The sequence below is a fragment of the Leisingera sp. SS27 genome, assembly GCF_028368855.1.
GTDB lineage: Bacteria > Pseudomonadota > Alphaproteobacteria > Rhodobacterales > Rhodobacteraceae > Leisingera.
In genome coordinates, this window is the sequence record NZ_JAQNCY010000006.1 from 1 (window position 1) to 26,788 (window position 26,788).

General features: G+C 62.0%; 24 protein-coding genes and 1 tRNA gene. 11 read left to right on the plus strand and 14 right to left on the minus strand.

What is annotated here, in order from left to right; translation table 11 throughout:
• Positions 1–235: 235 nt before the first annotated feature.
• Both msrQ and msrP read right to left on the minus strand, forming a co-directional pair.
• Positions 236–859, minus strand: a complete 624-nt coding sequence (gene msrQ, locus N6L27_RS13625; RefSeq protein ID WP_271907825.1) for a protein-methionine-sulfoxide reductase heme-binding subunit MsrQ — start codon at positions 857–859, stop codon at positions 236–238.
• A 12-nt stretch (positions 860–871) separates the two neighbouring features.
• Positions 872–1,777, minus strand: a complete 906-nt coding sequence (msrP, locus tag N6L27_RS13630) for a protein-methionine-sulfoxide reductase catalytic subunit MsrP (RefSeq protein ID WP_271907826.1) — start codon at positions 1,775–1,777, stop codon at positions 872–874.
• A 197-nt stretch (positions 1,778–1,974) separates the two neighbouring features.
• On the opposite strand from msrP, the gene N6L27_RS13635 reads away from it, so the two are divergent.
• Positions 1,975–2,538, plus strand: a complete 564-nt coding sequence (locus N6L27_RS13635; protein ID WP_271907827.1) for a hypothetical protein — start codon at positions 1,975–1,977, stop codon at positions 2,536–2,538.
• Between the two features lie 115 nt (positions 2,539–2,653).
• Here the strand turns inward: N6L27_RS13635 and clpB are convergent, their stop codons facing one another.
• Positions 2,654–5,272, minus strand: a complete 2,619-nt coding sequence (gene clpB / locus N6L27_RS13640) for an ATP-dependent chaperone ClpB (RefSeq protein WP_271907828.1) — start codon at positions 5,270–5,272, stop codon at positions 2,654–2,656.
• A 339-nt stretch (positions 5,273–5,611) separates the two neighbouring features.
• Between clpB and pyrF the strand changes: the two genes are divergently transcribed.
• Positions 5,612–6,328 (plus strand): orotidine-5'-phosphate decarboxylase, encoded by a 717-nt coding sequence (gene pyrF / locus N6L27_RS13645; RefSeq protein WP_271907829.1) that lies wholly within the window; start codon positions 5,612–5,614, stop codon positions 6,326–6,328.
• 415 nt (positions 6,329–6,743) lie between these two features.
• Here the strand turns inward: pyrF and N6L27_RS13650 are convergent, their stop codons facing one another.
• The gene (locus N6L27_RS13650) at positions 6,744–7,166 is read right to left on the minus strand and encodes an NUDIX hydrolase (protein WP_271907830.1); all 423 of its coding nucleotides are present in this window, start codon (positions 7,164–7,166) and stop codon (positions 6,744–6,746) included.
• A gap of 89 nt (positions 7,167–7,255) precedes the next feature.
• Between N6L27_RS13650 and N6L27_RS13655 the strand changes: the two genes are divergently transcribed.
• A complete protein-coding gene (locus N6L27_RS13655) occupies positions 7,256–8,509 on the plus strand; it encodes a DNA polymerase IV (RefSeq protein WP_271907831.1) in 1,254 nt (417 codons plus the stop codon).
• A gap of 15 nt (positions 8,510–8,524) precedes the next feature.
• Here the strand turns inward: N6L27_RS13655 and N6L27_RS13660 are convergent, their stop codons facing one another.
• Entirely contained in the window at positions 8,525–9,385 is an 861-nt protein-coding gene (locus tag N6L27_RS13660; RefSeq protein ID WP_271907833.1) for an N-formylglutamate amidohydrolase, read from the minus strand.
• Positions 9,386–9,547: 162 nt separating this feature from the next.
• Here N6L27_RS13660 and N6L27_RS13665 point away from each other — a divergent pair.
• The 4 genes from N6L27_RS13665 (at position 9,548) to N6L27_RS13680 (ending at position 12,152) form a co-directional block, all read left to right on the plus strand.
• Positions 9,548–9,622, plus strand: a tRNA-Val gene (locus tag N6L27_RS13665).
• A 78-nt stretch (positions 9,623–9,700) separates the two neighbouring features.
• Positions 9,701–9,826, plus strand: coding sequence for a type B 50S ribosomal protein L36 (gene ykgO / locus N6L27_RS13670; protein WP_005648635.1), 126 nt, complete (start codon positions 9,701–9,703; stop codon positions 9,824–9,826).
• Positions 9,827–10,056: 230 nt separating this feature from the next.
• Positions 10,057–11,073, plus strand: coding sequence for a Fe(3+) ABC transporter substrate-binding protein (locus N6L27_RS13675; protein WP_271907835.1), 1,017 nt, complete (start codon positions 10,057–10,059; stop codon positions 11,071–11,073).
• Between the two features lie 218 nt (positions 11,074–11,291).
• The gene (locus N6L27_RS13680) at positions 11,292–12,152 is read left to right on the plus strand and encodes a CobW family GTP-binding protein (protein ID WP_271907836.1); all 861 of its coding nucleotides are present in this window, start codon (positions 11,292–11,294) and stop codon (positions 12,150–12,152) included.
• A 73-nt stretch (positions 12,153–12,225) separates the two neighbouring features.
• On the opposite strand, the gene N6L27_RS13685 is transcribed toward N6L27_RS13680, so the two are convergent.
• From N6L27_RS13685 to N6L27_RS13710, 6 genes are all read right to left on the minus strand, one after another.
• The gene (locus N6L27_RS13685; protein ID WP_271907837.1) at positions 12,226–13,905 is read right to left on the minus strand and encodes an ABC transporter permease; all 1,680 of its coding nucleotides are present in this window, start codon (positions 13,903–13,905) and stop codon (positions 12,226–12,228) included.
• Between the two features lie 159 nt (positions 13,906–14,064).
• Positions 14,065–15,282: a phenylacetate--CoA ligase family protein gene (locus N6L27_RS13690; RefSeq protein ID WP_271907838.1), complete on the minus strand. Its 1,218-nt coding sequence runs from the start codon at positions 15,280–15,282 to the stop codon at positions 14,065–14,067.
• Between the two features lie 17 nt (positions 15,283–15,299).
• The gene (locus N6L27_RS13695) at positions 15,300–16,148 is read right to left on the minus strand and encodes an ABC transporter ATP-binding protein (protein WP_271907839.1); all 849 of its coding nucleotides are present in this window, start codon (positions 16,146–16,148) and stop codon (positions 15,300–15,302) included.
• A 118-nt stretch (positions 16,149–16,266) separates the two neighbouring features.
• The gene (locus N6L27_RS13700) at positions 16,267–17,550 is read right to left on the minus strand and encodes an ABC transporter substrate-binding protein (protein ID WP_271907840.1); all 1,284 of its coding nucleotides are present in this window, start codon (positions 17,548–17,550) and stop codon (positions 16,267–16,269) included.
• A gap of 94 nt (positions 17,551–17,644) precedes the next feature.
• On the minus strand, positions 17,645–18,721 hold the full coding sequence (locus N6L27_RS13705) for a branched-chain amino acid ABC transporter permease (protein ID WP_271907841.1): 1,077 nt from the start codon (positions 18,719–18,721) through the stop codon (positions 17,645–17,647).
• Positions 18,722–18,795: 74 nt separating this feature from the next.
• The gene (locus N6L27_RS13710) at positions 18,796–19,059 is read right to left on the minus strand and encodes a hypothetical protein (protein WP_271907843.1); all 264 of its coding nucleotides are present in this window, start codon (positions 19,057–19,059) and stop codon (positions 18,796–18,798) included.
• 102 nt (positions 19,060–19,161) lie between these two features.
• Here N6L27_RS13710 and N6L27_RS13715 point away from each other — a divergent pair, with 102 nt between their 5' ends.
• Positions 19,162–19,494 (plus strand): SHOCT domain-containing protein, encoded by a 333-nt coding sequence (locus tag N6L27_RS13715; RefSeq protein ID WP_271907844.1) that lies wholly within the window; start codon positions 19,162–19,164, stop codon positions 19,492–19,494.
• Positions 19,495–19,521: 27 nt separating this feature from the next.
• Here the strand turns inward: N6L27_RS13715 and N6L27_RS13720 are convergent, their stop codons facing one another.
• On the minus strand, positions 19,522–20,508 hold the full coding sequence (locus N6L27_RS13720; RefSeq protein ID WP_019295096.1) for a branched-chain amino acid ABC transporter permease: 987 nt from the start codon (positions 20,506–20,508) through the stop codon (positions 19,522–19,524).
• Between the two features lie 102 nt (positions 20,509–20,610).
• Positions 20,611–21,429: an ABC transporter ATP-binding protein gene (locus N6L27_RS13725; protein WP_029204703.1), complete on the minus strand. Its 819-nt coding sequence runs from the start codon at positions 21,427–21,429 to the stop codon at positions 20,611–20,613.
• Between the two features lie 55 nt (positions 21,430–21,484).
• Here N6L27_RS13725 and N6L27_RS13730 point away from each other — a divergent pair, with 55 nt between their 5' ends.
• Positions 21,485–21,703 carry a hypothetical protein gene (locus N6L27_RS13730; RefSeq protein ID WP_241480973.1) on the plus strand — a complete coding sequence of 73 codons (219 nt, stop codon included), beginning with the start codon at positions 21,485–21,487 and terminating at the stop codon, positions 21,701–21,703.
• Positions 21,704–21,756: 53 nt separating this feature from the next.
• On the opposite strand, the gene N6L27_RS13735 is transcribed toward N6L27_RS13730, so the two are convergent.
• Positions 21,757–23,700 (minus strand): AMP-binding protein, encoded by a 1,944-nt coding sequence (locus tag N6L27_RS13735; protein WP_271908141.1) that lies wholly within the window; start codon positions 23,698–23,700, stop codon positions 21,757–21,759.
• Positions 23,701–24,176: 476 nt separating this feature from the next.
• Between N6L27_RS13735 and N6L27_RS13740 the strand changes: the two genes are divergently transcribed.
• Entirely contained in the window at positions 24,177–26,078 is a 1,902-nt protein-coding gene (locus N6L27_RS13740) for a hybrid sensor histidine kinase/response regulator (protein ID WP_271907846.1), read from the plus strand.
• The gene (locus N6L27_RS13745) at positions 26,075–26,779 is read left to right on the plus strand and encodes a response regulator transcription factor (RefSeq protein ID WP_271907847.1); all 705 of its coding nucleotides are present in this window, start codon (positions 26,075–26,077) and stop codon (positions 26,777–26,779) included. Before N6L27_RS13740 ends, N6L27_RS13745 begins: the two co-directional genes overlap by 4 nt.
• Positions 26,780–26,788: the final 9 nt, after the last annotated feature.

The window sequence follows — 26,788 nt, forward strand, 5'->3', positions numbered from 1 at the left end:
CAATATCAATAGCTTACATGGACAAAAAGTCAGCACTCCTGACCAAAAACACAACGCCCGCCCAAACCCCGGACCGCCCAAACCGCACCAGAAACCCGCCATAAACCACTTACCCACAGACTCGCGACACTTACCCACAGAACCAAGGCCTGAAATCACAGAAAATCCCGCACCGCAGAATCAAATCAAGGGCCAAGAAGACCACCTCTCTGCCGCAAGGCCCCCTTATGCGGACCTAGGTCCGGCTGGGCGTACCGGATGAAGCCGGATGCCTGGCCCGCTTCAGCACCGGCAAACGCATAGCCAGCAGAAGCACGGTCAGCCCGAGGTAAATCAGCGGCTCGATCTGAAACCCTTTCGACAGCATCACAAAGTGCAGGCTCCCCAGCAGCGCAGCCGCATAGGTCAGCCGGTGCAGCCGCGTCCAGGTCCGCCCCAGCGCCCGCACGGACAGGTTATTCGAACTGAGCGCCAGCGGCAGCATCAGGACAAACGCCGCCATGCCGATGGTGATATAGGGCCGTTTGGCAATATCCGCGATGATCTGCCCCGGAACCTGCACGTCCAGCACCAGCCAGACCAGCAGGTGGCACAGCACATAGAAGAAGCACAAAAGCCCGATGGCCCGGCGGAATTTCATCAGGTTCAGGCCCGCCAGGCGGCGCAGCGGCGAGACCGCCAGCGTCAGGATCATCAGCTGTAGCGCCAATTCACCGTATTCATGCTCCAGAGCCTTGATCGGCTCCACCCCCAGCCCGCCGGTGAGCCCCTGGTAAAACAGCCAAGGCGCGGGGAGTGCCCCCAGCAGGTAGACCGCCCAGACAGGCAGGCGGCGGAGAAGGCGGTTCGCGGCGTTCATAAACTCCTCCGGTCAAAAGTTCTTGGCCAGGTCCATGCCCGCGTACAGGGAGGCGACCTCGTCTTCGTACCCGTTAAACATCAGCGTCGGCTGACGCTTGGCAAACAGACCGCCGCCGATGCGGCGCTCGCTGGCCTGACTCCAGCGGGGATGCGAGACATTGGGATTCACATTACTGTAGAAACCGTACTCGCGCGGGTTGGCCATGTTCCAGCTGGTGGGCGGTTCCTCGTCGGTTAATGTGATCCGCACCACCGACTTGATCGATTTGAAGCCGTATTTCCACGGCACCACCAGCCGCAGTGGCGCGCCGTTCTGGTTTGGCAGCGGCTTACCGAAGATCCCGGTCGCCATGATCGACAGCGGGTGCACCGCCTCATCCAGGCGCAGGCCTTCGCGGTAAGGCCAGTCCAGCACCTTGTAGGCGGTGCCTGGCATCTCCGACGGGCGGTAGAGGGTTTCAAAGGCAACGTATTTGGCGCCTGCCTGCACCCCCGCCATGTTCAGGAGGTCGGCCAGCTCAAATCCCTGCCAGGGCACCACCATCGACCAGGCCTCTACACAGCGGAAGCGGTAGATGCGCTCCTCCAGCGTCATCTCCCCCAGGATCTGCTCAATGGAATAGTCGCCCGGATTGTCCACCAGACCGTCGATCTTCACGCTCCAGGGCTGTGTGGTCATCCGGCCGGCATAGGCCGAGGGGTCGCTCTTGCCCGTGCCGAATTCGTAGAAATTGCAGTAGCTCGTCACCTCTTCCCAGCTGTTGGGCTCCAGCCCCTCCCCTGCCTTCGCCCGGCTGCCCAGCGCTGCTGCCAGCCCGGTGCCCGCCAGCCCCGCCATCATTTGGCGCCGGTTCCAGAACGCCGCCTCCGGGGTGCTGTCAGCAAGGGTCAAATCATTGGTCCAGCGGCGCGCCATCTGCGTCTCCTGATAAAAATAGCCCCCCTTGAGGTAACGGCCTTGGATGCAAAACCCAAAACATATCCTGTAACGACTGCGCGAGAGGTCTGTAACGTATCCCTCATGCAGCCATTGGGGCGCAATTTCCCCGCTTCACCCCGGCGGCGAAACCCTTATGCTGACCGGAATAAGGAAACCAGACCGGGCAGATCATCATGAAATCCCTCATTGCACCGCTGTTGATAATGGCCACCGCAGTTCTGGCAGGCTGCGCAAGCGCCCCCACTGCCACCATGAACGATGTCGAGGAGCTGTCGCTGGCGCTGCAATCCATGGATCCGCAGGTGGACCCCGCAGAGGCCCGCCGCGCAGCGGAGATCGCCTACAGCTACTCCGCCCATCTGGCCGAGCAATATGATGTGACCACTTCGCCGATCATCCACAACACACTGGTAAACAGCGGTGTGAAGACGCGGGGCGTCTGCGTGCATTATGCCGAGGACATGCAGGCGCGCCTCAACCAAGAGAACTTCCGCACGCTGTCGATGCTGCGCGCCATCGCCGAGCCGAAAAGCGACTTCCGCATCGACCACTCAACCGCGGTGATCGCGGCCAAGGGTGACGGCATCTATGAGGGCATCGTGCTGGACCCCTGGCGTTATGGCGGCAAGCTCTATTGGTCCGCCACCACAGAGGACCCGCGATATGACTGGGAGCCGCGCTTGAAAGTTCTGCGCCGGAAGTATGAGCGAAGGGTGGCGAAGGAAGCGGCAAGCTGAGGCAGGGCCTGAGCCAGAACGGTCCGCTGGAATTGCACAGGGAGCGCCAAGCCTCGAAAAAAAGCCCGCCATCTCTGGCGGGCTTTCGTCATAATCTACCTCTCAATGCACCACGTCAATGCACCACGGCATCGTCGGGTTTGGGCCGGTCCGACGTCCCCAGCCGGTCGCCGATGATCAGCCCGTCGCTGCCGGCGGAGACCGGAACGGTGTCGCCGTCCTTGATCTTACCGCCCAGCAGGGCTTCGGCCAGCGGGTTCTGCAGCGCACGCTGGATCACCCGCTTCAGCGGCCGGGCGCCGAACACCGGGTCATAGCCCTCATCCGCCAGCCAGGTCTTGGCGGCCTCATCCAGCTCCAGGGCGATCTTGCGGCCTGCCAGGCGTTTCAGCAGACGTGCCAGCTGGATCTCGACAATGCCGTCCATGTCACCCCGTGCCAGACGGTCGAAGATGATCGTCTCGTCCAGACGGTTCAGGAACTCCGGCCGGAAATGCGCCCGGACCGCGTCCATCACATCGCGCCGCGCGTCAGAGGCATCAGCGCCTTCCGGCAGCTGGCTCAGCGCCTGCGCACCAAGGTTAGAGGTCAGCACGATCAGAGTCTGCTTGAAGTCCACGGTGCGGCCCTGGCCATCGGTCAGAACGCCGTCATCCAGCACCTGCAGCAGCACGTTGAACACATCCGGATGCGCCTTTTCGACCTCGTCGAACAGCACCACCTGATAGGGGCGGCGGCGCACGGCTTCAGTCAGCACCCCGCCCTCGTCATAGCCGACATAGCCCGGAGGCGCACCGATCAGGCGGGCCACCGAATGCTTCTCCATGAACTCCGACATGTCGACCCGCACCATCGCGTGCTCATCGTCGAACAGGAAACCCGCCACCGCCTTGGTGAGTTCCGTCTTGCCAACGCCGGTCGGCCCAAGGAACAGGAAAGAGCCCAGCGGCCGGTTCTCATCGTTCAGTCCGGCACGCGCCCGGCGCACCGCATTGGCCACCGCAGTCACAGCCGCGTTCTGGCCGATCACCCGGCGGTGCAGCTCATCTTCCATGCGCAGAAGCTTTTCGCGCTCGCCCTCCAGCATCTTGGAGGTCGGGATGCCGGTCCAGCGCTCGACAACGGCGGCGATCTGCTCAGGCCGTACGGCCTCCTCGACCATCAGCCCCTGCTGTTCCTTCTTCTCTGCATCCGCCAGCTGCTTCTCCAGCCCCGGAATGACGCCATAAGACAACTCCCCCGCCTTGGCGAGGTTGCCTTCCCGCTTGGCTATGTCCAATTCGGCGCGGGCACGGTCCAGCTGTTCTTTCAGGTCGCGGGCCGAAGCCAGCTTGTCCCGCTCCGACTGCCACTGCGCGGTCATCTCGGCGGACTGCTCCTGCAGTTCAGACAGCTCCTTCTGCAGCGTTATCAGCCGGTCCCTGGAGGCCGCATCGTCTTCCAGTTTCAGCGCCTCTTCCTCAATCTGCATCTGCAGGATCTGCCGGTCCAGCGCGTCCAACTCCTCCGGTTTGCTGTCCACCTGCATCCGCAGGCGGCTGGCCGCCTCATCCATCAGGTCGATTGCCTTGTCCGGCAGGAAACGGTCGGTGATATAGCGGTTCGACAGGGTTGCCGCCGCCACCAGTGCCGCATCGGCGATGCGCACCCCGTGGTGCAGCTCATACTTCTCCTTGATGCCCCGCAGGATCGAGACAGTATCCTCCACCGTCGGCTCCGTCACCATCACCGGCTGGAACCGGCGGGCCAGCGCCGCGTCCTTCTCCACATATTTGCGGTATTCATCCAGCGTGGTCGCGCCAACGCAGTGCAGCTCGCCGCGGGCCAGCGCCGGTTTGATCAGATTGGCCGCATCCATTGCGCCGTCGGATTTGCCTGCACCGACCAGCGTGTGCATCTCGTCGATGAACAGAATGATTTCGCCCGCGGCCTCAGTCACCTCGGTCAGCACCGCCTTCAGGCGCTCTTCAAACTCGCCGCGGTACTTGGCACCAGCAATCAGCGCCCCCATGTCCAGTGACAGCAGCTTCTTGTCGCGCAAGCTCTCCGGCACATCACCGTTGATGATGCGCAGTGCCATGCCCTCGGCAATTGCGGTTTTACCCACGCCCGGCTCCCCGATCAGCACTGGGTTGTTCTTGGTCCGGCGGCTCAGCACCTGCATCGAGCGGCGGATTTCCTCATCCCGGCCAATGATCGGGTCGATCTTACCCTCGCGGGCCGCATCAGTCAGGTCGCGCGCGTACTTCTTCAACGCGTCATAACCTTCCTCAGCCGTCGCAGAGTCAGCGGTGCGCCCCTTGCGGATATCGTTAATGGCTTCATTCAGTTTCTGTGCCGTGACAGCACCTGCCTCCAGCGCGTCCTTGGCCTTGGACTTCACCATGCACAGTGCCATCAGCACACGCTCAACGGGAACAAAACTATCGCCAGCCTTCTCAGCGATCTTGGCGGCCTCGTCCAGCACCTTAGCGGTCTGACCGTCCAAATAGATCTGAGCCGCATCGCCGCTCACCTTGGGCTGTTTGGCAACAGCCGCTTCGACGGCCTCCACAACACGCGCGGGCACACCGCCTGCGCGGGAAATCAGGTTGCTCGCGAGCCCCTGATCGTCGTCCATCAGCGCTTTCAGAATATGTTCCGGCACCAGCCGCTGGTGCCCCTCGCGCATCGCAATGGTCTGCGCTGCCTGCACGAACCCGCGTGCACGCTCCGTGAACTTGTTCAAGTCCATCTTGCTCTCCTTTTTCAAGCGCCCTGTTCTTGGCAGCGCCCGCTAGGCGGCACGCCCCGGTCCGGGCCTCAAGGTTCAATTTGGGAAGCGATCCTGCCGCTTCAACCCATATTCACCGGAAAAGGTGAGCAAAACCCTGACCTGCGTCAACTTTGCGCCTCTGCAGCGGGTCCGGGCGCAACCGCGCCGCGCGCCAGCGCGGCGCCCTGCCCAAAACTGTAATCTGTCCCGCCGGGGCAGCTTCAGTTGCGGGAGCGCCCCGCGGCGCCTTGCCGAACCGCCGCCCCTTGCGTATGAAACGCCAGTTTCACGCCGAACCCGCCACCAAAGGACCCCGCCATGACCCAAGCCCCGCGCGCCGACGACCGCCTGATTGTTGCCTTGGATGTCCCCAATGCGCTGGCAGGCCTCAAGCTCGCCGAACAGCTGGGTGATGCGGTCTCCTTCTACAAGATCGGTCTCGGCATGCTGACTGGCGGCGGCCTCGCATTGGCCAATGAGCTGAAGCAGGAGCACGGCAAGCGTATCTTCCTCGACATGAAGCTCTTTGACATCGGCGCCACCGTGGAAAACGCTGTGCGCGGCCTTGCGCAGTTCGACCTCGACTTCCTGACCGTGCATGGCGATCCCTATGTGGTGCGCGCAGCCAAGGAAGGCGCGGCCGGCAAGGATCTCAAGATCCTCGCCGTCACCATCCTGACCTCGCTCGACCGTCAGGATCTGGACGGCGCACTGATCAAGGACGGCGCGGTGCAGGATCTGGTGCTGGAACGCGCCGGCAATGCCCTTGCCGCGGGTGCCGACGGCGTCATCGCCAGCCCGCAGGAGGCCGCCCTGATCCGCGCTCTGCCCGAGGCTGAAGGCAAGCTGATCGTCACCCCGGGCGTGCGCCCTGCCGGTGCTGACCTGGGCGACCAGAAACGCGTCGCCACCCCGGCCAGCGCAATTGCAGACGGGGCTGACCATATTGTGGTGGGCCGTCCGATCTGGAAAGCAGACAGCCCCCGCGCCGCAGCAGAGGCCATCCTGGCAGAGCTGGCAGGCGCAAAAGCGTAGAGACACCAGGCCGTTTCCGGCACGAGCGGCAACGGCACAATTGCCTTGCCGCGAGTTCGCCCCCTCATCAAACTGCCTAAAAATTAGGCAGAAAGAAAAATGTGCGGCAGGTGCACCATTTCCTTGCCCGCAGCACCGCAGCTTGCCAGTGACGTTACGTCAAGATGCTCTTTTCGCTCATGAAACCCGCTGCTGCTGCGTTTTCTGCGCCAAATCGTCCTGTGCCACAAAAAACACACCTCAAAGCCCGCCGGCCGTCCTCTGGGTCTGCATTCTTTGCGAAACGGCTGCCGCTGCGCGAGTCTGTTCTTGAGACACTCCCCAGACGGGCTTTTCTTCCTGAGACCCGTCACCTTTCCCCCCGCATACCAGCGGGGGATCTTTCTTTTCAGCCCCCAGTCACACAGGTCCTCAGTCACACAGGCCGCGCCGCAAGATATTCCCGCAGCCGGTCCGCAAAGTGGGGCACTGCCAACGGGTGCGCGCAATAGGCCTCCGGCGCCATCAGCGCCCAGCCCTGGCCTTCGTTTCCGAACCGGACCGCGCTGACGGTCTCAGCCGGCAGATGCGCGGCAAAGAACCAGACCCGCCCGTGCGGCCTCTGGTAGGCCTTTGACCAGATCAGCAGCTCCGGCCTCAAGACCAGCCCGACCTCTTCGCGCGTCTCGCGCAGTGCGCAGGCCGCCGGGCTCTCATCTGCCTCACGCCCGCCGCCTGGCAGGTCCCAATGCCCGGGATAAGGAATATCCGGCTTGTCATCGCGCCGGATGACCAGCAGATCCTGCCCCAGAAACACTGCCAGCTTTGCGCCGGCAAAATTGTCGCCCGCTGTTGTCATGATCTGTCACTTGGCCCTCCGGCACGCTAAAGACAAGGCCTCCACCGCAAGTTAGACTTGCCCATCCGCAACCACAGCCCGCCGTATCCATGCACGCCCTCTGCCGAGACTGCCTCAGCCAGATCGCCCCCGCCCGGCGCTGCTCCCATTGCGGCAGCCCGCGGATCAAGGCGCATGCGGAGCTGTTCTCGCTCACCATCGCCCATATGGATTGCGACGCCTTCTATGCCAGCGTCGAAAAACGCGACAATCCTGAGCTGGCAACAAAGCCGGTAATCATCGGCGGCGGCAAGCGCGGCGTGGTCTCGACCGCCTGCTATGTCGCCCGCATCCGCGGCGTGCGGTCCGCCATGCCAATGTTCCAGGCGCTGAAGCTTTGCCCGGACGCGGTGGTGATCAAACCGAGGATGAATGTCTACGTCGAGGTGAGCCGCGAAATCCGCAAGATGATGAATGAGCTGACCCCGGACGTTGAACCGCTGTCGCTGGACGAGGCGTTCATGGACCTCAACGGCACTGAAAAGCTGCATGGCGCACCGCCCGCGGTGATGCTGGCCAGGCTGGTCAAGCGCATGAAGGACGATCTTGGCGTTACTGGCTCCATCGGCCTTTCCCACAACAAGTTCCTGGCCAAGGTCGCCTCCGATCTCGACAAACCGCGCGGGTTTTCGGTGATCGGCAAGGCAGAGACGGACGATTTTCTGCGCGAGAAACCGGTGCGGCTGATCTGGGGCATCGGCCCCGCTGCCCAGGAAAGCCTGGACAAGGCCGGCATCCGCACCTTCTCCGATTTGCTGCGCTGGGACCGCGAGGCCCTGCACAGCCGCTTCGGCTCCATGGGCGACCGCCTCTGGCACCTGGCCCGCGGCCAGGACCGGCGCCGGGTCTCGGCGCATGAACCCATCAAATCGATTTCCAACGAGACCACCTTCTTTGAAGACACCGCCTGCCTCGAGGTGCTCGACGGTCACCTGTGGCGGCTGGCTGAAAAAGTGTCAGACCGCGCAAAAGCGCGGGAACTGGCGGGCCGGGTGGTGACGCTGAAACTGAAACGTGCCAACCATTCGGCGCTGACACGGCGCGTCACCCTGCGCAGCCCGACCCAGATCGCAGACCGCATCTACCGTACCGCCCGCGGTCTGCTGGATCAGGTTGGCAACGAAGGCCCCTACCGGCTCTTGGGCTGCGGAATTTCGGACCTGGTGCCCGAATCGCAGGCAGACGACAGCGGTGACCTGCTGGACCCGAATGCAGGCAAGCGGGCAGAAGCCGAACGCGCCACCGACGCCATCCGCAGAAGATTCGGGGACAGCGCGATCCTGAAAGGCCGCGCCCTGCGCTGAATATGCGGCCGTTGGCTATTCCGCAGCCAGCGGAAGTTCTTCCCGCCCGATGGCAGCGATTTCCGCCACGACCTGGCGCAGCAGCTTTTGCAGCGCATCGAAGTTTGCATTAGGCCGGATATTCGCCTCGTCCATGTACAGCGCCCGGTCGATCTCGATCTGCACCGCGTGCTGGCGCCGCGACGGGCGGCCATAGGTCTGGGCGATATAGGCGCCGGCAAAGGGCGTGTTGCGTGCCACCCTCAGCCCGGCTGCAGCAAACGCCGCCTCGATCCGGTCCACGACACCGCCATCCGCAGCAGCCCCGAAACGGTCCCCCAGCACGATCTCGGGTTTGCCCGCGCCGCGCGGGGCCATCGCATCGACAGCTTCATGCGGCATCGAATGGCAATCCACCAGAATCGCCTGCCCGAATTGCGCGTGCGCCTGATCCAGCAGCCCTTTCAGCGCCTGATGGTAAGGATGCCAGCATGTCCCGATGCGCCGCTCCGCCTCTGCCAAAGACAGTTTGCCGCGGTAAATCGCCCGGCCATTGGCCACCACCCGGGGAATCACTCCCAGGCCAGAGGCCACCCGCGGATTCTGACCGCGCTTCTGCACCCCTTCAATCACCGCCGGGTCCAGTTCATCCGGCGAACGGTTCAGATCCAGAAAGGCGCGCGGTTTCAGCGCCTTCAGCAGCGGCGCCCCGAATTCCGGCGCCGCCTGAAACAACTGATCGACAAAGGCGTCTTCAGAACTGCGGATCTCCTTCCGTCCCAAAATCGACAATGCCAGAAAGGAATCGGTATAGTCCGTGCCGCTGTGCGGAGAGGCAAAAACCACCGCCGAGGCCAGTTTCTGCGGGGAAATCACGGAAAACGCTGTATCAGGCATCCTTGCTCCGGTGCTTCTTGTGCAAGAAACAGCATATCGCGGAAATTTCTGCGGTCAAAAGCTCTTGCGCACCCCGGCGACTCTATTTATAGACCCCCTCACCGGCGCGGCACCCCGCGCCCCTTTCACTTCTAAGGGGCAGGATGCAGCGCAGGCCAGAGTGGGCGATTAGCTCAGCGGTAGAGCACTTCGTTGACATCGAAGGGGTCACAAGTTCGATCCTTGTATCGCCCACCATTCATTCACTGCTTCGGCCCCGGCCCAAGCACCCGCTAACCCAGGCGCTGGTTCGCGCCGCAGACAAGGAGAGAGGCCATGAAGGTCAAGAACTCGCTCCGTTCGCTGAAGAACCGGCACCGCGATTGCCGGGTTGTGCGCCGCAAAGGCCGCGTGTACGTGATCAACAAGACCCAGCGCAAGTTCAAAGCGCGCCAGGGCTAAGATCCGCTACAGCGACATGCAGAAAACCGCATCATCCGATGCGGTTTTTTTGCGTTTGGGGATCAGTTCAGACGAGCAATGCAATGAAGTTGCGTTTGCCGGGCTTGGCCAGGCAAAGGCAGGCTGCGACTTTCTGACTATTTCAGTCAGAAATTTATTGCATCTGCTGGCAGATGCTTTAATCGACTCTTTCAGTCGGAAAACTGATCTAACCAGGAACGGGACATCCAATGCTGAAAGCCACAACTGTACTGGCCGGCGCGCTGACCGCAGCCATTGCCACCACTGCTGCTGCCGAGGGCGAGCTGAATATCTACTCCTCGCGCCATTACGATACCGACGAGCAGCTTTATTCGGACTTCGAAAAGGCCACCGGCATCACCATCAACCGGATCGAAGGCAACGCCGACGAGCTCATCGCCCGGATGAACGCAGAGGGAGAAAACTCCCCAGCTGACATCCTGATCACCGTCGACACTTCCCGCCTGACCCGCGCCAAGGAGGCCGGTGTTCTGCAAAGCATCGACAGCGACGTGCTGGAAGCCCGGGTTCCGGCCTACCTGCAGGATCAGGATAACCAATGGTTCGGCTTCAGCCAGCGCGCACGCATCATCTTTTTTGACAAGGACGAGGTCGCCAACCCGCCGCAGACCTACCTGGATCTGGCCGATCCCGCCTACAAGGGCCAGGTTTGCATCCGCTCGTCCAAGAACACCTACAACCAGACCCTGCTGGCCTCGATCGTGACCCACCATGGCCCGGAAAAGGCACGTGAATGGGCCGAGGGCGTGGTTGCCAACATGGCCCGTGACCCGCAGGGCGGCGACACGGACCAGATGCGCGGCATCATTTCCGGCGAATGCGATATTGCCGTGGCCAACAGCTATTACTTCGCCCGTTCGATCCGTAAGGACGTCAAGGGCATCTCGGAGAACCGCGACCAGATCGGCTGGCTGTTCCCCTCCCAGAATACCGAAGGCGCGCATATGAACCTGTCGGGCGGCGGCGTGGCCGTGCATGCTCCGAACAAGGAGAACGCAATCAAGTTCCTGGAATATCTCTCCGGCGATTCCGCCCAGGCGTATTTCTCCGCCGGCAATGACGAATACCCGGCCGTGTCCGGCGTCGGCTTGGCCCCCTCGATTGCGGCGCTTGGCCACTTCAAGCCGGATGACGTGAACCTGTCAGAGGTCGCCAAGAACCTGCCCGAGGCACAGAAGATCTTCAACGACGCCGGCTGGAAGTAACCTCCGGCGGATGACTGGCGGAAGGGCGCGGCAGCAGCCGCGCCTTTCTTGCGTGGCCAGGATCCACAATGCCACGACATGAAGCACTGCGGCGCCAAGCAGCGCAACACATCACTTTTACTAGACCCGTCGGCATCAGCACCCTATAGCTCCCCGCAACTGAATGAAGGGGGACTCATGCAGTCGCAGGCACACTGCGCCCAAGAGGCGTTACGGGCATGAACAAGTTGCCGGTTACGATTGTCAGCGGATACCTGGGCGCGGGCAAGACCACTCTGATCAACCGCCTCCTGGCCGAAGATCACAGGTTGAAACTCGCCGTGATCGTCAACGACTTCGGCGCGGTCAACATTGATGACGCCCTGATCCGGGACGCCGATGGCGGCAAGATTGCCCTGACCAACGGCTGCATCTGCTGCACCATGGGGGATGACCTTTCCTTGGCGCTGCGCGAGGTTCTGAACAGGCCGGAGCGCCCGGATCATCTGGTGATCGAGGCAAGCGGCATCTCCGACCCGGTTGCTATCGCCAATTCGGTCCTAAACGAGTCCGGTCTCAGCTATGGCGGTATCGTCTCCCTGGTAGACGCTGAAAACGCCGCAACCCTGCTGAATGACCCGCTGGTGGCACCGCAGGCAGAACAGCAGATCCGCGCCGCAGACCTTGTGATTGCCACCAAATGCGATGACCTGAATGCAGAGCTCTCAGCACTTCTGGACAAGGCCGGCGCCCGCACCCCCACGGTTCTCAACGGCTCACCTGTGGCAGAAATTCTGTTTGACGTGGTGCCGCTGCCCAAGGGCCGCGCGGCGGCGGTTCATCCGGCCTATACCACCTGGCAGCACCGCAGCAGCACGGTTATGGACCGCCGCGCCCTTGGCGACAAACTGGCAGAACGCCCTGCCGGGCTTTACCGGATGAAGGGCTTCGTGCTGACCAGCGGCGGTGCCTATGAGCTGCATGTGGTGGGCCGCCACGTGGAGGCCAAACGCTGCGAGGCGGAGGAAACGCTCCTGGTCGGCCTTGGCCCGGCCAACCAGGTTTCCCGCGAAGAAATAGAGGCCTGGTGGGCGGCATAGGCCGCCCCATTCGCCGGAACCGCACCAAGAAAATTCGAATTTTCTTGGTAAGAATTTTCCAAAATTCTTACGCCTAACGCCGCCGCCCCACCTGTCGGCAGATCAGGATCACCGGCAGCAGCCCCACCGCCATAATCACCAGAGACGGCACTGCGGCACCCTCCAGCCGTTCGTCCGCCGCCAGCCTGTGTGCCTGCACCGCAAGCGTGTCAAAATTGAAGGGCCGCATGATCAGCGTCGCAGGCAGCTCCTTCATTACATCGACAAAGACAATCAGCAGCGCTGTCAGAAGGCTGGGTGTCAGGATCGGCAGATGCACGCGGCGCAGCATCCCCATCGGCCCCTGCCCCAGCGACCTTGCCGCCGCATCCATGTTGGAATGCATCGTCGCCTGGCCGCCTTCATAGGCGCCAAGTGCCGCCGCCATGAACCGCACGCCATAAGCCGCGACCAGCAGCCAGATCGAACCGGTGACCAGCAGGCCGGTGCGGATGCCGAAGGCTTCGCGCATCCAGGCATCCAGCGCATTGTCAAAGGCGGCGAAAGGCACGATCAGCCCCACCGCAATCACCCCGCCCGGCACCGCATACCCCAGCCGCGCGAAATAGGCCGCGGCAGCGGACACCCGGCCAGGGCGCAGCCGCTGGTAAAACCCGAGGCACACCGCTGCCGCCACCGTCAGTATGGCTGCTGCCGATGCCAAAGTGATCGAGTTGGTTGTGAAATCAATGTAGCGGCGGCTGAACAGGTTCTGTTCGGAGTCAAAGCTCATCGCAAACAGCACCGCCACCGGCAGCAGGAAGCCCAGCACCACCGGCACCGCGCAGAAAAAAACAGCCACCGCCGCCTTGATGCCGCCCAGTTCGGCCGGCGGCATCTGATTGTGGTGCTTGCCCGCATGGTGGTATTTCGCCCGCCCCCGCGTCGCCCGCTCCACCACTGCCAGCGTCAGCGCGAACCCCAGAAGGCACAAGGCCAGCTGTGCCGCGCCGCCGCGGTCGCCCAGCGAGAACCAGCTGGTGTAGATTCCGGTGGCAAAGGTCTGCACCCCGAAGTAGCTGACCGTGCCAAAATCCGCGATGGTCTCCATCACCGCCAGCAAAACGCCCGAAGCAATCGCAGGCCGCGCCATTGGCAGGCTGACCAGCCAGAACGCCTGCCAGGAGTTCTTGCCCAGCGCCCGTGCCGCCAGGAAGGCGCCTGCGCTCTGTTGCATGAAGGCGGCCCGCGCCAGCAGATAGACATAGGGGTACAGCACCAGCACCAGCATCGCCGCCGCCCCGCCGGTGGAGCGGATTTCAGGGAACCAGTAATCCCGCGGCCCCCAGCCCGTCACCTCGCGCAAGGCAGATTGCACGATACCGGGGTGATCCAGGATGTGGGTATAGGCATAAGCCAGCACATAGGCCGGAAAGGCCAGCGGCAGCACCAGCGCCACCTCCAGCAGCCGCACACCGGGGAAGCGCGTCATCGTCACCAGCCAGGCCGCGCCGGTGCCTATCGAAAACGTGCCAAGCGCCACCAGCGCCACCAGAACCAGCGTGGTCAGCGAATAACCCGGCAGCACGGTTCCGGCCAGATGACTGATGGTACCGGTGCCGCCAACCGCGGCCGCCAATGCCACCGCCACCATCGGCAGCAGGCAGGACAGCGCCACGGCCCAGGCCAGCACAGCAAAGACACCGCCACCGGTCTTGCCGCCGCGGCGGCGCCCGTGCGGCGCGTATTCTATGGGATCATTGGCAGCGGTCATTTGCGGCGGTCTTGGGTCCGGCAGAAGTCTCTCGGCACTCTATTTCGACTATTCCAGTCAGAAATTCCAGCCGGAAAGCGCGGCCCTGCCCCTTGGCCCCTGAAAACAGAAAACGGGCGCCTGCATCCGGCGCCCGCATTTGCCTGCAAATGAGACGGCTCAATCGTAGGTCCGCTGATCCTCGATCACCAGCCCGTCCTTGGGCAGCGCATCCGGTGCCACCACCTCGACCTTGCCCTTGAGCTTCAGAACCTCGGCCACCGACCGGGCAAAGGCCGCCTCGTCACCGCCCTTGGCTTCGATCTGCACGGTCATCGCGTCCATCTCGCCATCGCGGCTGGCGATCACCCGCGCCTTGACGATCTCGTCGTGTTTTTCGACCAGCGCGGCCACCTGCTCGGGGCGCACGAACATGCCCTTGATCTTGGTGGTCTGGTCAGCGCGGCCCATCCAGCCCTTGATCCGCATATTGGTGCGGCCGCAGGGCGAGACACCCGGCATCACTGCCGACAGATCGCCGGTCGCAAAGCGGATCAGCGGGTAATCGGGATTGAACGTGGTCACGACAACCTCGCCCACCTCGCCAGGCGCCACCGGGTTGCCGGTGCCGGGGGTGACGATCTCGACGATGACATGCTCGTCAACGATCATCCCCTCCATCGCCGGGCTTTCATAGGCAATATTGCCCAGATCGGCAGTTGCGTAGCACTGCAGGCAGGAAATCCCGCGGTCGGCATACTCCTGACGCAAGCTGGGAAACAGCGCGCCGCCACCCACCGCGGCCTTGGAGAACATCAGCTCCACGCCCATTGCATCCGCCTTGTCCAGGATCACCTTCAGGTAATCCGGTGTCCCGGCGTAAGCAGTGGCGCCCACATCATGCGCAGCTGTGACCTGCAGCTCTGTCTGGCCGGTTCCTGCCGGCAGCACCGCTGCGCCAACCGCCCGCGCCCCGTTTTCAAAGATCATGCCGGCGGGCGTCAGGTGATAGCCAAAGCAGTTCTGCACAACATCGCCTTGGCCGATGCCAGCAGCATTCAGGAACCGCCCCATACGCCACCAGTCGCCGTCCACGCCGCCCGGCTCGTAAATCGGACCCGGGCTCTGGAAGATATGAGCAAAGCCGGTCGCGGGCTTCACGGTGAAGCCGCCAAAAGGCGGGTGCGCGGCCTGGGCGCGGCTCAGTTCGGATTTGCGCAGCACCGGCAATGAGGCCAGCGCCTCTGCCGAGGTCATCGCAGCCGGATCCACCCCGTCCAGCATCCCGGCATAGCCAGGCGCGGATTTGGCGCGGGCGATCTGCTCCGGCAGCGCCTTGGCCAGGCCAGCTGCGCGTTCGTCACTGCTGCGGGTCTCAAGCGTATCAAAAAAGCTCATCACTTCGTCTCCCCGCATCAGCTCAGCCACCTCTTGCGGCGGCGGTACGACCGCACGTCGCGGAAGCTCTTGCGCCCTTCGTCCGACATGCCGAGGTAGAATTCCTTCACGTCCGGGTTCTCGCGCAGCTCTGCCGCTGGACCGTCCATAACCACCCGGCCCGATTCCAGGATGTAGCCGTAATGGGCATAGCGCAGAGCAACGTTGGTGTTCTGCTCGGCCAGCAGGAAAGTCACGCCCTCTTGCTCGTTGATCGATTTCACGATCTCGAAAATCTGCTCCACCAGCTGCGGCGCCAGACCCATGGAAGGTTCATCCAGCAGGATCGTCTCCGGCCGCGACATCAGCGCGCGCCCCATCGCCACCATCTGCTGCTCGCCCCCAGAGGTATAGCCGGCCTGTGATTTGCGGCGTTCCTTCAAGCGCGGAAAATAATGATAGACCATCTCCAGGTCTTTCTGGATATCCGCCCCGCTGTCGCGGCGGGTATAGGCCCCGGTCAGCAGGTTCTCTTCCACCGTCAGGTGCTCAAAGCAGTGGCGGCCCTCCATCACCTGAATGACGCCCTTTTTCACCAGCTCCGCCGGGTCCTGCTCATGCACATGTGCGCCGCGGTACTTGATCGAACCCTTGGTGACCTCGCCGCGCTCCGAATGCAGCAGGTTCGATATCGCCTTCAGCGTCGTGGTCTTGCCAGCCCCGTTGCCGCCCAAAAGCGCGGTGATGCCGCCCTTGGGCACATTCAGGCTCACACCCTTCAGAACGAGGATCACATGATTGTAGATCACCTCGATATTGTTGACCTCCAGCAGGGTCTCGGCCTTCACATCGGAAGTATCGGCGGCGGTGTTCGCTGCATCCAGCATCAAAGCGTGTCCTCATACCTGTCCCGGTTCTTGTCCGGGACCCTGTTTGCGTGGCGCGGCGGCTCCCCGCCGCACCGGTTGCTTCCGGCCCCACCGTTGCGGGGCCGGTGAGAGCCCTTTACTTGCAGCCGGGCTCGATGTTGTTTTCAGAGGCGTAGGCCGCCGAGTCCTCTTCGATCAGCTTGCCGATCACTTCGGTATCGGACGGTTTGAAGTCCGAGATCAGCGACCAGGTCTTGCTCTCCGCATCCCACTGGGTCACACCCACCAGGCCGGGGCCGCCGTGGTTTTCGCAGGAGACATTGAAGCTCGGGCCGAAGTTCGGCATCCCCAGCGCTTCCATCTTCGCCTCGTCGATCACCAGCGCTTCCATGCCGTCGCGCATCATCGCCGGGGTGATTTCCGCAGTGCCGTGGATTTCCTGCGCGGTCTTGGCAGCCTCTGCTGCCAGCATCGCCGCGTACATGCCGCGGTTATACAGCACGTTGCCCACCTGATCGCCGGCACCTGCGGCCTTGCCCGCATCCACGACATACTTCTGGATGTCGTCAAACACCGGGAAGTCGCGGCCCACGTTGTGGAAGGTCACAGCCTTGTAGCCGTCGGCCTTGTCACCTGCCGGCATCACGTCATGCTCGGCCCCGGACCACCACACGCCGATGAAGTTCTCCATCGGGAAACGGATGTTGGCAGCTTCCTGGATTGCCACCTGGTTCATCACGCCCCAGCCCCACATCACCACATAATCGGGACGGTCTCGGCGGATCTGCAGCCACTGCGATTTCTGCTCCTGGCCCGGGTGATCCACCGGCAGCGCAACCAGTTCGAAGCCATGCTTCTTGGACAGTTCTTCCAGGGTGCGGATCGGCTCCTTGCCATAGGCGGAGTTGTGATAGACCAGCGAAATCTTCTTGCCGCTGATGTCGCCGCCATTGGCTTCCAGCAGGTAGTTCACCACGCCCGAGGCGCCGTTCCAGTAGTTGGCCGGGTAGTTGAACACATGGCTGAACACTTCACCGTTGGCAGCCGAGGTCCGGCCATAGCCCATGGTGTGCAGCGGGATGTTGTCCGCGGTCACTTTGGGGATCAGCTGATAGGTGATGCCGGTGGACAGCGGCTGATAGATCAGCGCGCCCTGGCCCTTGGTCGACTCATAGCATTCCACACCCTTCTCGGTGTTATAGCCGGTCTCGCATTCCACCACCTTGGCCTTGACACCGCCGATGCCGCCGTCGCGCTCATTGAGCAGGGTGAAATAATCGTTGTAGCCGTCCGAGAACGGGATGCCGCCCGCTGCATAAGGCCCGGTCCGGTAGCTGAGATCCGGGAACACCAGGTCCGCCATTGCCGGGCCGGCTGCCATCGCGGCGCCCAGCGCCAGTGTGGTCAGTGTCTTTTTCATCGGCTTAAATCCTCCCTTTGGTCTTATCCGATGGTTTCCAAAAAACGGGGGTGGTCTTGCTTTTCTCCCCGCCAGTTCTTAGGCCGTGCCCGCATCAGTGCGGGAAGGGCCACAGTCTCAGTTTCTCCTTGGCAACGCGCCACAGCTGCGCCATGCCGTGCGGTTCCGCGATCAGGAAGACGATGATCAGCGCCCCCACGATCACCAGCTGGAAATGCGCCACGATATCGGTGGGCCAGTTCAGAAGATCGACGCCAACCACCTTGAGGATCACCGGCAGCAGCACCAGGAAGGCCGCACCTGCAAAGGAGCCGAAGATCGACCCCAGCCCGCCCAGGATCACCATGAACAGCACCAGGAACGATTTCTGGATGCCAAAGGCTTCGCCAACCTCGACCGCGCCCAGATAGACCGCAAAGAACAGCGCACCGGAGATGCCGATGAAGAAGCCGGAGACCGCAAAGGCCGTCAGTTTCGCCTTCAGCGGGTTCACCCCGATGATTTCGGCAGCGATGTCCATGTCGCGGATCGCCATCCAGGTCCGGCCCACGGTGCCGCGGGTCAGGTTGCGGGCAATCAGCGCGCAGACGGCCAGGAAGATCAGGCAGAACAGATAGGTGGCCCAGGCCGGCGCATTGGGGCCGGTGATGATGATGCCAAAGGTATCCCGCTCCGGCGCGTTGATCTGGCCCGAGGCGGAATAGTTGTAGAACCACGGCACCCGGTTGAACAGCCACACGAGGAAGAACTGCGCCGCCAGCGTCGCCACCGCCAGGTAGAACCCCTTGATACGCAAGGACGGCAAGCCGAACAGCACGCAGACTATCGCAGTGATGCCGCCCGCCAGGATCACATGAATGAACATGCTGACCTCCGGGAAGGCGGTCATCAGCTTGTAGCAGGCATAGGCGCCCACGGCCATGAACCCGCCGGTGCCAAGGCTGACCTGCCCGCAATAGCCGACCAGGATGTTGAGCCCGATCGCCGCAATCGAATAGATCAGGAACGGCAGCAGGATCGCATTGGCCCAGTAATCATTGATCAGGAAGGGGATGAGGCCAAAGGCCACCGCCAGCACCACATAATACCGGTAGCGGTCGAACTTGATCGGAAACGTCTGGCTGTCATCGGCATAGGAGACTTTGAAATCCCCGGCTTCACGGTAGAACATGTCTCAGATGCTCCCTTTCTTTTGCGCTTTGGCACTGCTGCCTGCGCGGATACTGATTTCTGTTTCGGCGGCGCTCATTCTATCTGCCCCCACAGGGCCTGCGCCGCGTCGCGCTGATCGCGCGTCATCCGGTTCGAAGGTCTGGCATAACCGCTGCGCTCGCTTCCGCGCACCAGCCGCAAATAGGCGATGATCCCGGTGATCAGCCCGGCCGAGGCCAAGAGCGCCGCCGTCACCACCTGGGTTTCGCTGTAGCTTTCCGCGGTCAGCGCCAGGTAGCCGAAGGCCCAGAAACCGGCCCAGGCTATGACGTTGATCACGGCGATCAGCTTGGTCATGCCGCACCCCCGGCATTAACCACTTTGTCAGATTTCCGGGCTTGGACACATTTTGCCCACTTCTTTGTGGAACCCTGCGCTTGGGTAGAGTGAGTGGAACCAATGACCGTGATTTTCGAGGAAATCCGGCGGCTGGAGGCCGCGCGGAAGAAGGGCGACATATCCGAGGCCGAATTTGCCAAGGCCAAGGGCCGGCTGCTGGAAACGGTGGAGGACGCAACCGTGCTGCCGCCCTTTGAATTCGAACCGCCGCGGCGGCAGGCTGCCAACACCGGGCCCGGGCCTTGGGGAACGGTGCTGATCGGGCTCTTGATGGCCGCGCTGCTGACCTTCGTGGCCGGGCAACTGATCGGCAACATCACCATCGCCTTCACCCTGGTCGCCACAGTTTGCGCCGCCATCGTCATCGCCGCTTTCCGCAAGCTCGAAGGATGACCGGGCCGGGAACAGATCATATGAGCCTCACACCCGTTCAATGATCTTCTCCCCGAACAACCCTTGCGGACGGAACACCAGGAACAGCAGCGCCAGCACATAGGCAAACCAGTTTTCGGTCGCGCCGCCCACCAGCGGGCCGACAGCGAATTCGAACAGCTTCTCGCCCACACCGATGATCAGCCCGCCAACGATGGCGCCGGGGATCGAGGTGAAGCCGCCCAGCATCAGAACCGGCAGCGCCTTCAGCGCGATCAGCGACAGCGAGAACTGCACGCCGGACTTGGTGCCCCAGACGATGCCCGCAACCAGCGCCACGAACCCGGCAACCGACCACACCAGAACCCAGATGAAGTTCAGGGAAATGCCGACCGACAGCGCTGCCTGGTGGTCATCCGCCACCGCGCGCATTGCCCGGCCCTGCTTGGTGTACTGGCTGAAGGCCACCAGACCCGCCACCAAGAGCGCCGCGATCACCGTCGCCACGATATCCAGATTATCGATGAAGAAACCGTAGCCGAAGATGTTGAAGGTGGTCTCGTCGATCCACAGGTTGATGCCCTGCGGCAGGCCGACGTCCAGCGTCTTGATCTCAGAACCCCACATGAGGTCGGCGACGCCTTCCAGGAAGTAGGCCAGACCTATGGTGGCCATGAACAGGATGATCGGCTCCTGCCCGACCAGATGCTTCATCACCAGCACCTGCACCAGCCAGGCCAGCAGCACCATCACCGCGACCGTCAGGGCAATCGCAACGACGCCCGGAACATTCCATCCGAAGTGGGTGACATGGCCGCCAAAGACCGCGTTGATCAGATGCGAAAACGGCACCTGCCCCTGCATGATACCCACCAGCGTCATCGCCGCAAACAGCGCCAGAACGCCCTGGGCATAGTTGAAGATGCCGGAGGCCTTGTAGATCAGGACAAACCCCAGCGCGACCAGCGCATAGAGAACGCCGGCCATCAGGCCATTGAGCGTCACTTCCATCGCAAAGACGAGTTGTTCAGGCATTAGAGGCTCTCCTCGGAATTCTGCGGTGCGGCGGTGCACAGGGAGTGCACAGGGGGTGTACGGGTGTCACCCTGCCGGAGCCGGGTGTTGCTGCGGTGCAACTCAGTCATGGCTGACCCCCAGATAGGCGTCGATCACATCCTGATTGTTGCGCACCTCATCCGGGGTGCCGTCGCCGATTTTCTTGCCGTAATCCATCACCACGACCCGGTCGCTGAGGTCCATCACAACGCCCATGTCGTGCTCGATCAGCGCGATGGTGGTGCCGAACTCGTCGTTCACATCCAGGATGAAGCGGGACATGTCCTCCTTCTCCTCCACGTTCATGCCGGCCATGGGTTCGTCCAGCAGCAGCAGCTTCGGTTCCGCCGCCAGCGCCCGCGCCAGCTCGACCCGTTTCTTCAGGCCGTAAGGCAACCGTGCCACCGGGGTTTTGCGGATGTGCTGGATCTCCAGGAAGTCGATGATCCGCTCCACAACCTCGCGGTTCTCGGTCTCTTCGGCTTCGGCCTTCCCCTTCCACAGAGCCTGCGAAAACAGTCCTGTTTTCATATAGTTGAGGCGCCCGGTCATGACGTTGTCCAGAACGCTCATACCTTCGAACAGCGCGATGTTCTGGAAGGTGCGGGCGATGCCCTGGCGTGCGACCTCATAGGGGCGCATCGGCGGGCGCTTCTTGCCATGGAACAGCACCTCGCCTTCCTGCGGCACATAGAAGCCTGAGATCACATTCAGCATCGACGACTTGCCGGCGCCGTTCGGGCCGATGATCGCACGGATTTCGCCCTCGCGGATGTCAAAGGAGATATCCTGGATCGCAACCACACCGCCAAAGCGCAGAGTGATGTTCTTCATCTCCATCACAACGCCACCGATTGTGCGGCCGTCGTCCGTCACATAGCTTAAGGAATTGTCAAGCATAACAACGGCCTCCATATTTTTGCCGCATAGAAATTTTAAGATTTCCATGCGATACTTGTTTAAAACGAGCAGCAAGGAGATCGACGTTATGTTCGGCGAACTTGAGCATTCCTGCCTTCTGAAGATGGCACTTGAATGCAAGCAGATGGGCCTCAGCCAATCCGAAAGCCTGGCCTCCATCATGGAGCAGACTCACGGGTTCAGCTCCCCTTTCAAGATCCAGCAGGTGGTCAACACCGCCTACAATCCCGGCCTCAACCCCGACCTGATCTGAGGGCAGCCCGGCCTGCCCGGCACGGGGCGGGGCGTTATCCGGCGAAACGTGCATCATTCCGCGGCCACCTTGTGAACCGCTCCCGGTTTCACGTCCGCATCGACAATAGTAAGTGTCGCCTTGATGGAGCCTTTGCGGCCGTCCTCATAGGTCACTTCCGTCACTGTCGAGACCTGTTCGGAGCCGTCATAGAGCGCTGTGATGATATCGTCGAATTTCTCCTCCACGATGCGGCGGCGCACCTTGCGGGTACGGGTCATTTCACCGTCATCAGCATCCAGTTCCTTGTGCAGCACCACAAAGCGGTGCACCTGACAGCCCGACAGCATCGGGTCCTCGGCCACTGATTTGTTCACTTCAGTCACATGCGAGCGGATGGACTCGAGAACCTGCGGATGGCCCGCCAGTTCCTGGTAGGAAGCATAGGCAATGTTGTTGCGTTCCGCCCAGTTGCCAACCGCCGTCAGGTCGATGTTGATGAAGGCGACGCAGCGGTCGCGGCCATTGCCGAACAGCACCGCTTCCAGGATGTCCGGGTAGAATTTCAGCTTGTTTTCCACATACTTGGGCGCAAACATGCTGCCGTCGGCCATTTTGCCCACGTCCTTGGCGCGGTCGATGATCCGCAGGTGGCCCGAGCCCTCTTCGAAAAAGCCCGCATCGCCGGTCGCAACCCAGCCCTCTGCATCCTTGGTTGAGGCGGTGGACTCCGGGTTGTTGAAGTATTCAACAAAGGTGCCGGGTGAGCGGTAGTGGATCTCGCCGCTGTCATCGATCTTGATCTCGACCTCCGGCGCCGGCACGCCAACGGTATCCGCCCGCACCTCGCCATCCGGCTGGACTGTGATGAAAACGGTAGCCTCGGTCTGGCCGTAAAGCTGTTTCAAATTGATGCCCAGCGAGCGGTAGAAATCAAAGATCTCCGGCCCGATCGCCTCGCCCGCGGTATAGCCCACACGGATGCGGCCATAGCCCAGCGTGTCCTTCAGCGGGCCGTAGACCAGAACATTGCCCAGCGCATACTTCAGACGATCCATCATCCCCACGGGGCGACCGTCCAGGATGTCGCCGCCAACTTTCTTGGCATGCGCCAGAAAGTGGTGGAACATTTTGCGCTTCAGGGCGCCTGCGTCCTCCATCCGGATCATGACATTGGTCAGTTGCCCCTCGAACACCCTCGGCGGTGCAAAGAAATAGGTCGGCCCGATCTCGCGCAGGTCGGTCATCATGGTGTCCTGGCTTTCCGGACAGTTCACGCAGAAGCCGCACCAGTAGGCTTGGCCGATCGAAAAGATGAAGTCGCCCACCCAGGCCATCGGCAGGTATGACAGGATGTTCTCGCCCTGGGTCAGATGATCGAACTCGGAAGAGTTCTTAGCGCTTTGGATCACATTGCGGTTCGAAAGCACCACGCCCTTGGGCTTGCCGGTGGTGCCGGAAGTATACAGCATCACACAGGTGCTGTCGTAATCCAGCTTGGCCTGGCGTTTTTTCAACTCACCGATCAGCTCATCATGGGCCGCCCGGCCCTGATCTTGTATATGGCTGAATTGATGCAGCTGGGTGTGGTCGTATTTCCGCATGCCGCGCGGATCGAGGTAGATCATGTGCTCGAACTGATGCAGCTGATCCTGGATCTCGATCACCTTGTCGGCCTGCTCCTGATCGCCCACGATCACAAAGCGCGCGCCGCAGTGCCCCAGCACATAGGCCATCTCTTCGGCCACCGCGTCCTGATACAGCGGCACCGGCACGGCCCCCACTGCCTGCGCGGCAACCATCGACCAGTAAAGATAAGGTCGGTTGCGGCCGATGATGGCGACAAAATCGCCTTCATTCACGCCCAGGTTGACCAGGCCCAGCGCAAGCGCCTCAATTTCCTTTGCCGTCTCGGCCCAGGTCCAGCACTGCCAGATGCCGAATTCCTTTTCCCGGTAGGCCGGCGCACTCCCGAATTGCGCCGCATTGCGTTCAAGCAGCGCCGGCAGGGATTGCATACCCTGGGCGCCCGTCTGCATCTGAGCCAACTTTCTCTCCTCCCTTTCCGGCGTTACTGCCGGACTGGCCGCTGCCCGCGGCTCTGGCCCCGATTAGGGACAGCGGTAGAGTAGCTCGTCAACTTTTTCCTGATGTTTTCCCAATTCTTACGAATTGTAACAGTCCAAATCCCTTTGTTTTAAAGACTGTTACGCTGGCTAATCACCCCCCTCTGAGACCAAACGTCATGCTGCCGATTGACCAAGCAAGCCCATTCGCGCGGGATGCGAACGAAAAGACAATGTTTCGAATCAATCACGATTGGATAATTTCTGAAACGCCAGGCCCGGCAAATTTGCCCTGCCCGTAATTACACACCGCACTCAGCAACCAAAAGGCGATCACCGGCCTTGACGTAACGGCACCCAATTCGCCGCGGCCGAATGGCAATTTGCCCGGCACCCCTCCCGGTGCTAGCCATAAACCGGGGAGAGCCATGAACCGGACCAGCAAACAGAACGCCGCAATGACGACCGCCGGGCTGAATCTGATCGCCCAGGCGCTGTCGATCTATGACAACGACTTGCGGCTGTCGGTCAGCAACCGCCGCTTTCAGGAAATGTTCAATCTGCCGGACCGCTTGGTACAGCCAGGCGCCTCCTTTGCCGAAACCATACGTTTCCTGGCAGAAGCCGGGGAATACGCGCCGGAAACTGATATCGAGGAAATCGTTCAAAGCCGTGTGGAGCAGGCGCTGGATTTCGTGCCGCACTATCTGGAGCGTGAGCGGCCCAACGGGCAGATGATTTCGATCGAAGGCTCGCCGCTGCCGCAGGGGGGCTGGGTCACGGTCTATACGGATATCACCCGTGCCAAGCGTGCCGAGCAACTGCTGCGGTCCCGGTCTGAAGAGCTGTCTGAGAAGCTCATTACCCATACCGAGGAACTGTCCGCTGCCAACCGGCAGCTGGAGGCCGCCAACACAGCACTGGAAGAGACCAAACGACAGCTGACGGAAATTGAGGGCCGTACCCGTCTGACAACGGAAATGATGCCCGCCCATATCGCCCATGTGGATCCAGACGGGTACTATACCTATACCAACCGCCGCCTCAGCGCGGTGTTTCCAGGCCGCCCGTCGGATATACTCGGAATGCATATTTCGGATGCCTTGGGGGAGGCCGCGTTTGAGCGGATAGAGCCGCATTTGCTGGCTGCCTACAAGGGTGGCAGCCCGGTATTTGAGTTCACGGAAAGCCACGGAAGCCGCCGCATCAGGGTTGCCTTCACCCCGGACCAGCAAGGCGGAGTCTATGTCCTGTCAATGGATGTGACCGAGGAAACCCAGGCACGGGTTGCGCTGCAGCAGGCAAGGCGCCGCGAGATGGCTGCGCAGATGACCAGCGGCCTGGCCCATGATTTTTCCAACCTTCTGACCATCATTCTGGGCATGCAGGGCAAGCTGGAGAAGATGGGACTGGGTGGCGAGGCCGCCGACCTGGTGCAGGGCACCTTGTCTGCAGCGCGGCGCGGCGGGCGGCTCCTGAACCGGATTGCCGAAATGACCAGCCAGCGCACCCTGCGTCCGCAGGCGACGGATATGCACGCGTTGCTTGATGAGCTGAAAGTGCTGGCGTCGCCCTCTCTGCCGCTAGGGGTGGGCCTCAGCATTCTCGACAACCTGCCGGATCAGGCGTTGCTGCTGGACGCGGGTAAGCTGCAGGATGCACTGCTGAACCTGATCCTGAACGCCCGGGACGCCTGCGGAACATCCGGCCAGATCACCGTCAGCGCCCATGCTGTCGGTCAGACCTGGGCCGAAATCACCGTCACCGACACCGGCCCCGGCTTTTCACCGGAAGCGCTGGAAAAGGCGCTTAATCCGTTTTTTACCACCAAAGGCAGCGAAGGCTCCGGCCTTGGTCTGCCAATGGTCTACGACATGGCAAAACTCGCCGGCGGCGACATGCGGATCCGCAACGGGATTTCTGGCGCTGCAATCACCCTGCGCCTGCCTTACCGCCCGGCCCCTGATGCCGGCGGCGGCCTGGCACTGCTGGTCGAGGACAGCGACGAACTGCGGGCAGCCTTCCGCGACATGCTGATCGACCTCGGATATTCAGTGATCGAAGCTGCGAGCGTGGACGAGGCGTGTGCGCTGACCGCTGATCTCCCGGACATTGCGCTGGTACTGTCGGACATCATGCTGGAAGGCAGCGCAACCGGCGTTGACCTTGCCATCCGACTCGACGGCTCCGGCCTGCCTTGCATTCTGATGACCTCCCTGCCCGTCAGCGATCCGCTATACCGCAAGGCATTGAAATGCGGCCCGGTTTTGCGCAAACCTTTCACCATCCATCAGCTGTCTGAGCTGATCCAACCGGAGCCCGCCGCATGACATCGCCCCTGGTCACCATTCTGGACGACGAGCCAGAAATCCGGCAGATCCTGACCGACGCGCTGGAGGACGCAGGCTTTCGCACCCAAAGCTTTTCCCGGGCACGCGAATTCGAGGCAGCCTTGAACCGGGTGACGCCGGACGTCTGCCTAGTCGATTTGTCGCTGCCCGATACCGACGGGCTGGCACTCGTGCACCGCCTTGCGCTGGAACAGGGCGCGGCAGTCATCATCATCTCTGGCCGGGCGCAGGTACAGGACCGGGTGACTGGACTGGAACTGGGTGCTGATGATTACATCACCAAGCCCTTTGATCCGGCAGAGGTGGTGGCCCGCGTCCGTGCCCGGCTTCGCGCCGGACCACGGGCTGCGGCCCCTGCCAGCAACACCGCGCGGTTTGCCGGGTGGACCGCCCATTTCGACCGTTATGTCTTGGAGGATGAGCGGGGCGGCGAAACTCCGTTTTCCCACGCTGAGGGTGAAGTGCTGCGGCTGTTCCTGGACAGCCCCAAGCGGCTGATCTCCCGCGCCCAAATGCAGGAAATGCTGGGCGGCGCAGCGGGCGACAGCTTTGACCGGGCGATGGACGTGCGTATCTCACGGCTGCGCACCAAGCTGCGCGAAGATCCCAAGAACCCGCGGCTGATCAAGACCATCTATGGCGCAGGCTATATATTCTTGGGAGATGTGGACTGGACCTGACACCAACCG

What these genes read in the sequence shown, in the direction of transcription:
- msrQ (WP_271907825.1), bottom strand. Translation starts at nt 859, where the DNA reads ATGAACGCCGCGAACCGCCTTCTCCGCCGCCTGCCTGTCTGGGCGGTC.
- msrP (WP_271907826.1), bottom strand. Translation starts at nt 1,777, where the DNA reads ATGGCGCGCCGCTGGACCAATGATTTGACCCTTGCTGACAGCACCCCG.
- N6L27_RS13635 (WP_271907827.1), top strand. Translation starts at nt 1,975, where the DNA reads ATGAAATCCCTCATTGCACCGCTGTTGATAATGGCCACCGCAGTTCTG.
- clpB (WP_271907828.1), bottom strand. Translation starts at nt 5,272, where the DNA reads ATGGACTTGAACAAGTTCACGGAGCGTGCACGCGGGTTCGTGCAGGCA.
- pyrF (WP_271907829.1), top strand. Translation starts at nt 5,612, where the DNA reads ATGACCCAAGCCCCGCGCGCCGACGACCGCCTGATTGTTGCCTTGGAT.
- N6L27_RS13650 (WP_271907830.1), bottom strand. Translation starts at nt 7,166, where the DNA reads ATGACAACAGCGGGCGACAATTTTGCCGGCGCAAAGCTGGCAGTGTTT.
- N6L27_RS13655 (WP_271907831.1), top strand. Translation starts at nt 7,256, where the DNA reads ATGCACGCCCTCTGCCGAGACTGCCTCAGCCAGATCGCCCCCGCCCGG.
- N6L27_RS13660 (WP_271907833.1), bottom strand. Translation starts at nt 9,385, where the DNA reads ATGCCTGATACAGCGTTTTCCGTGATTTCCCCGCAGAAACTGGCCTCG.
- ykgO (WP_005648635.1), top strand. Translation starts at nt 9,701, where the DNA reads ATGAAGGTCAAGAACTCGCTCCGTTCGCTGAAGAACCGGCACCGCGAT.
- N6L27_RS13675 (WP_271907835.1), top strand. Translation starts at nt 10,057, where the DNA reads ATGCTGAAAGCCACAACTGTACTGGCCGGCGCGCTGACCGCAGCCATT.
- N6L27_RS13680 (WP_271907836.1), top strand. Translation starts at nt 11,292, where the DNA reads ATGAACAAGTTGCCGGTTACGATTGTCAGCGGATACCTGGGCGCGGGC.
- N6L27_RS13685 (WP_271907837.1), bottom strand. Translation starts at nt 13,905, where the DNA reads ATGACCGCTGCCAATGATCCCATAGAATACGCGCCGCACGGGCGCCGC.
- N6L27_RS13690 (WP_271907838.1), bottom strand. Translation starts at nt 15,282, where the DNA reads ATGAGCTTTTTTGATACGCTTGAGACCCGCAGCAGTGACGAACGCGCA.
- N6L27_RS13695 (WP_271907839.1), bottom strand. Translation starts at nt 16,148, where the DNA reads ATGCTGGATGCAGCGAACACCGCCGCCGATACTTCCGATGTGAAGGCC.
- N6L27_RS13700 (WP_271907840.1), bottom strand. Translation starts at nt 17,550, where the DNA reads ATGAAAAAGACACTGACCACACTGGCGCTGGGCGCCGCGATGGCAGCC.
- N6L27_RS13705 (WP_271907841.1), bottom strand. Translation starts at nt 18,721, where the DNA reads ATGTTCTACCGTGAAGCCGGGGATTTCAAAGTCTCCTATGCCGATGAC.
- N6L27_RS13710 (WP_271907843.1), bottom strand. Translation starts at nt 19,059, where the DNA reads ATGACCAAGCTGATCGCCGTGATCAACGTCATAGCCTGGGCCGGTTTC.
- N6L27_RS13715 (WP_271907844.1), top strand. Translation starts at nt 19,162, where the DNA reads ATGACCGTGATTTTCGAGGAAATCCGGCGGCTGGAGGCCGCGCGGAAG.
- N6L27_RS13720 (WP_019295096.1), bottom strand. Translation starts at nt 20,508, where the DNA reads ATGCCTGAACAACTCGTCTTTGCGATGGAAGTGACGCTCAATGGCCTG.
- N6L27_RS13725 (WP_029204703.1), bottom strand. Translation starts at nt 21,429, where the DNA reads ATGCTTGACAATTCCTTAAGCTATGTGACGGACGACGGCCGCACAATC.
- N6L27_RS13735 (WP_271908141.1), bottom strand. Translation starts at nt 23,700, where the DNA reads ATGCAATCCCTGCCGGCGCTGCTTGAACGCAATGCGGCGCAATTCGGG.
- N6L27_RS13740 (WP_271907846.1), top strand. Translation starts at nt 24,177, where the DNA reads ATGAACCGGACCAGCAAACAGAACGCCGCAATGACGACCGCCGGGCTG.
- N6L27_RS13745 (WP_271907847.1), top strand. Translation starts at nt 26,075, where the DNA reads ATGACATCGCCCCTGGTCACCATTCTGGACGACGAGCCAGAAATCCGG.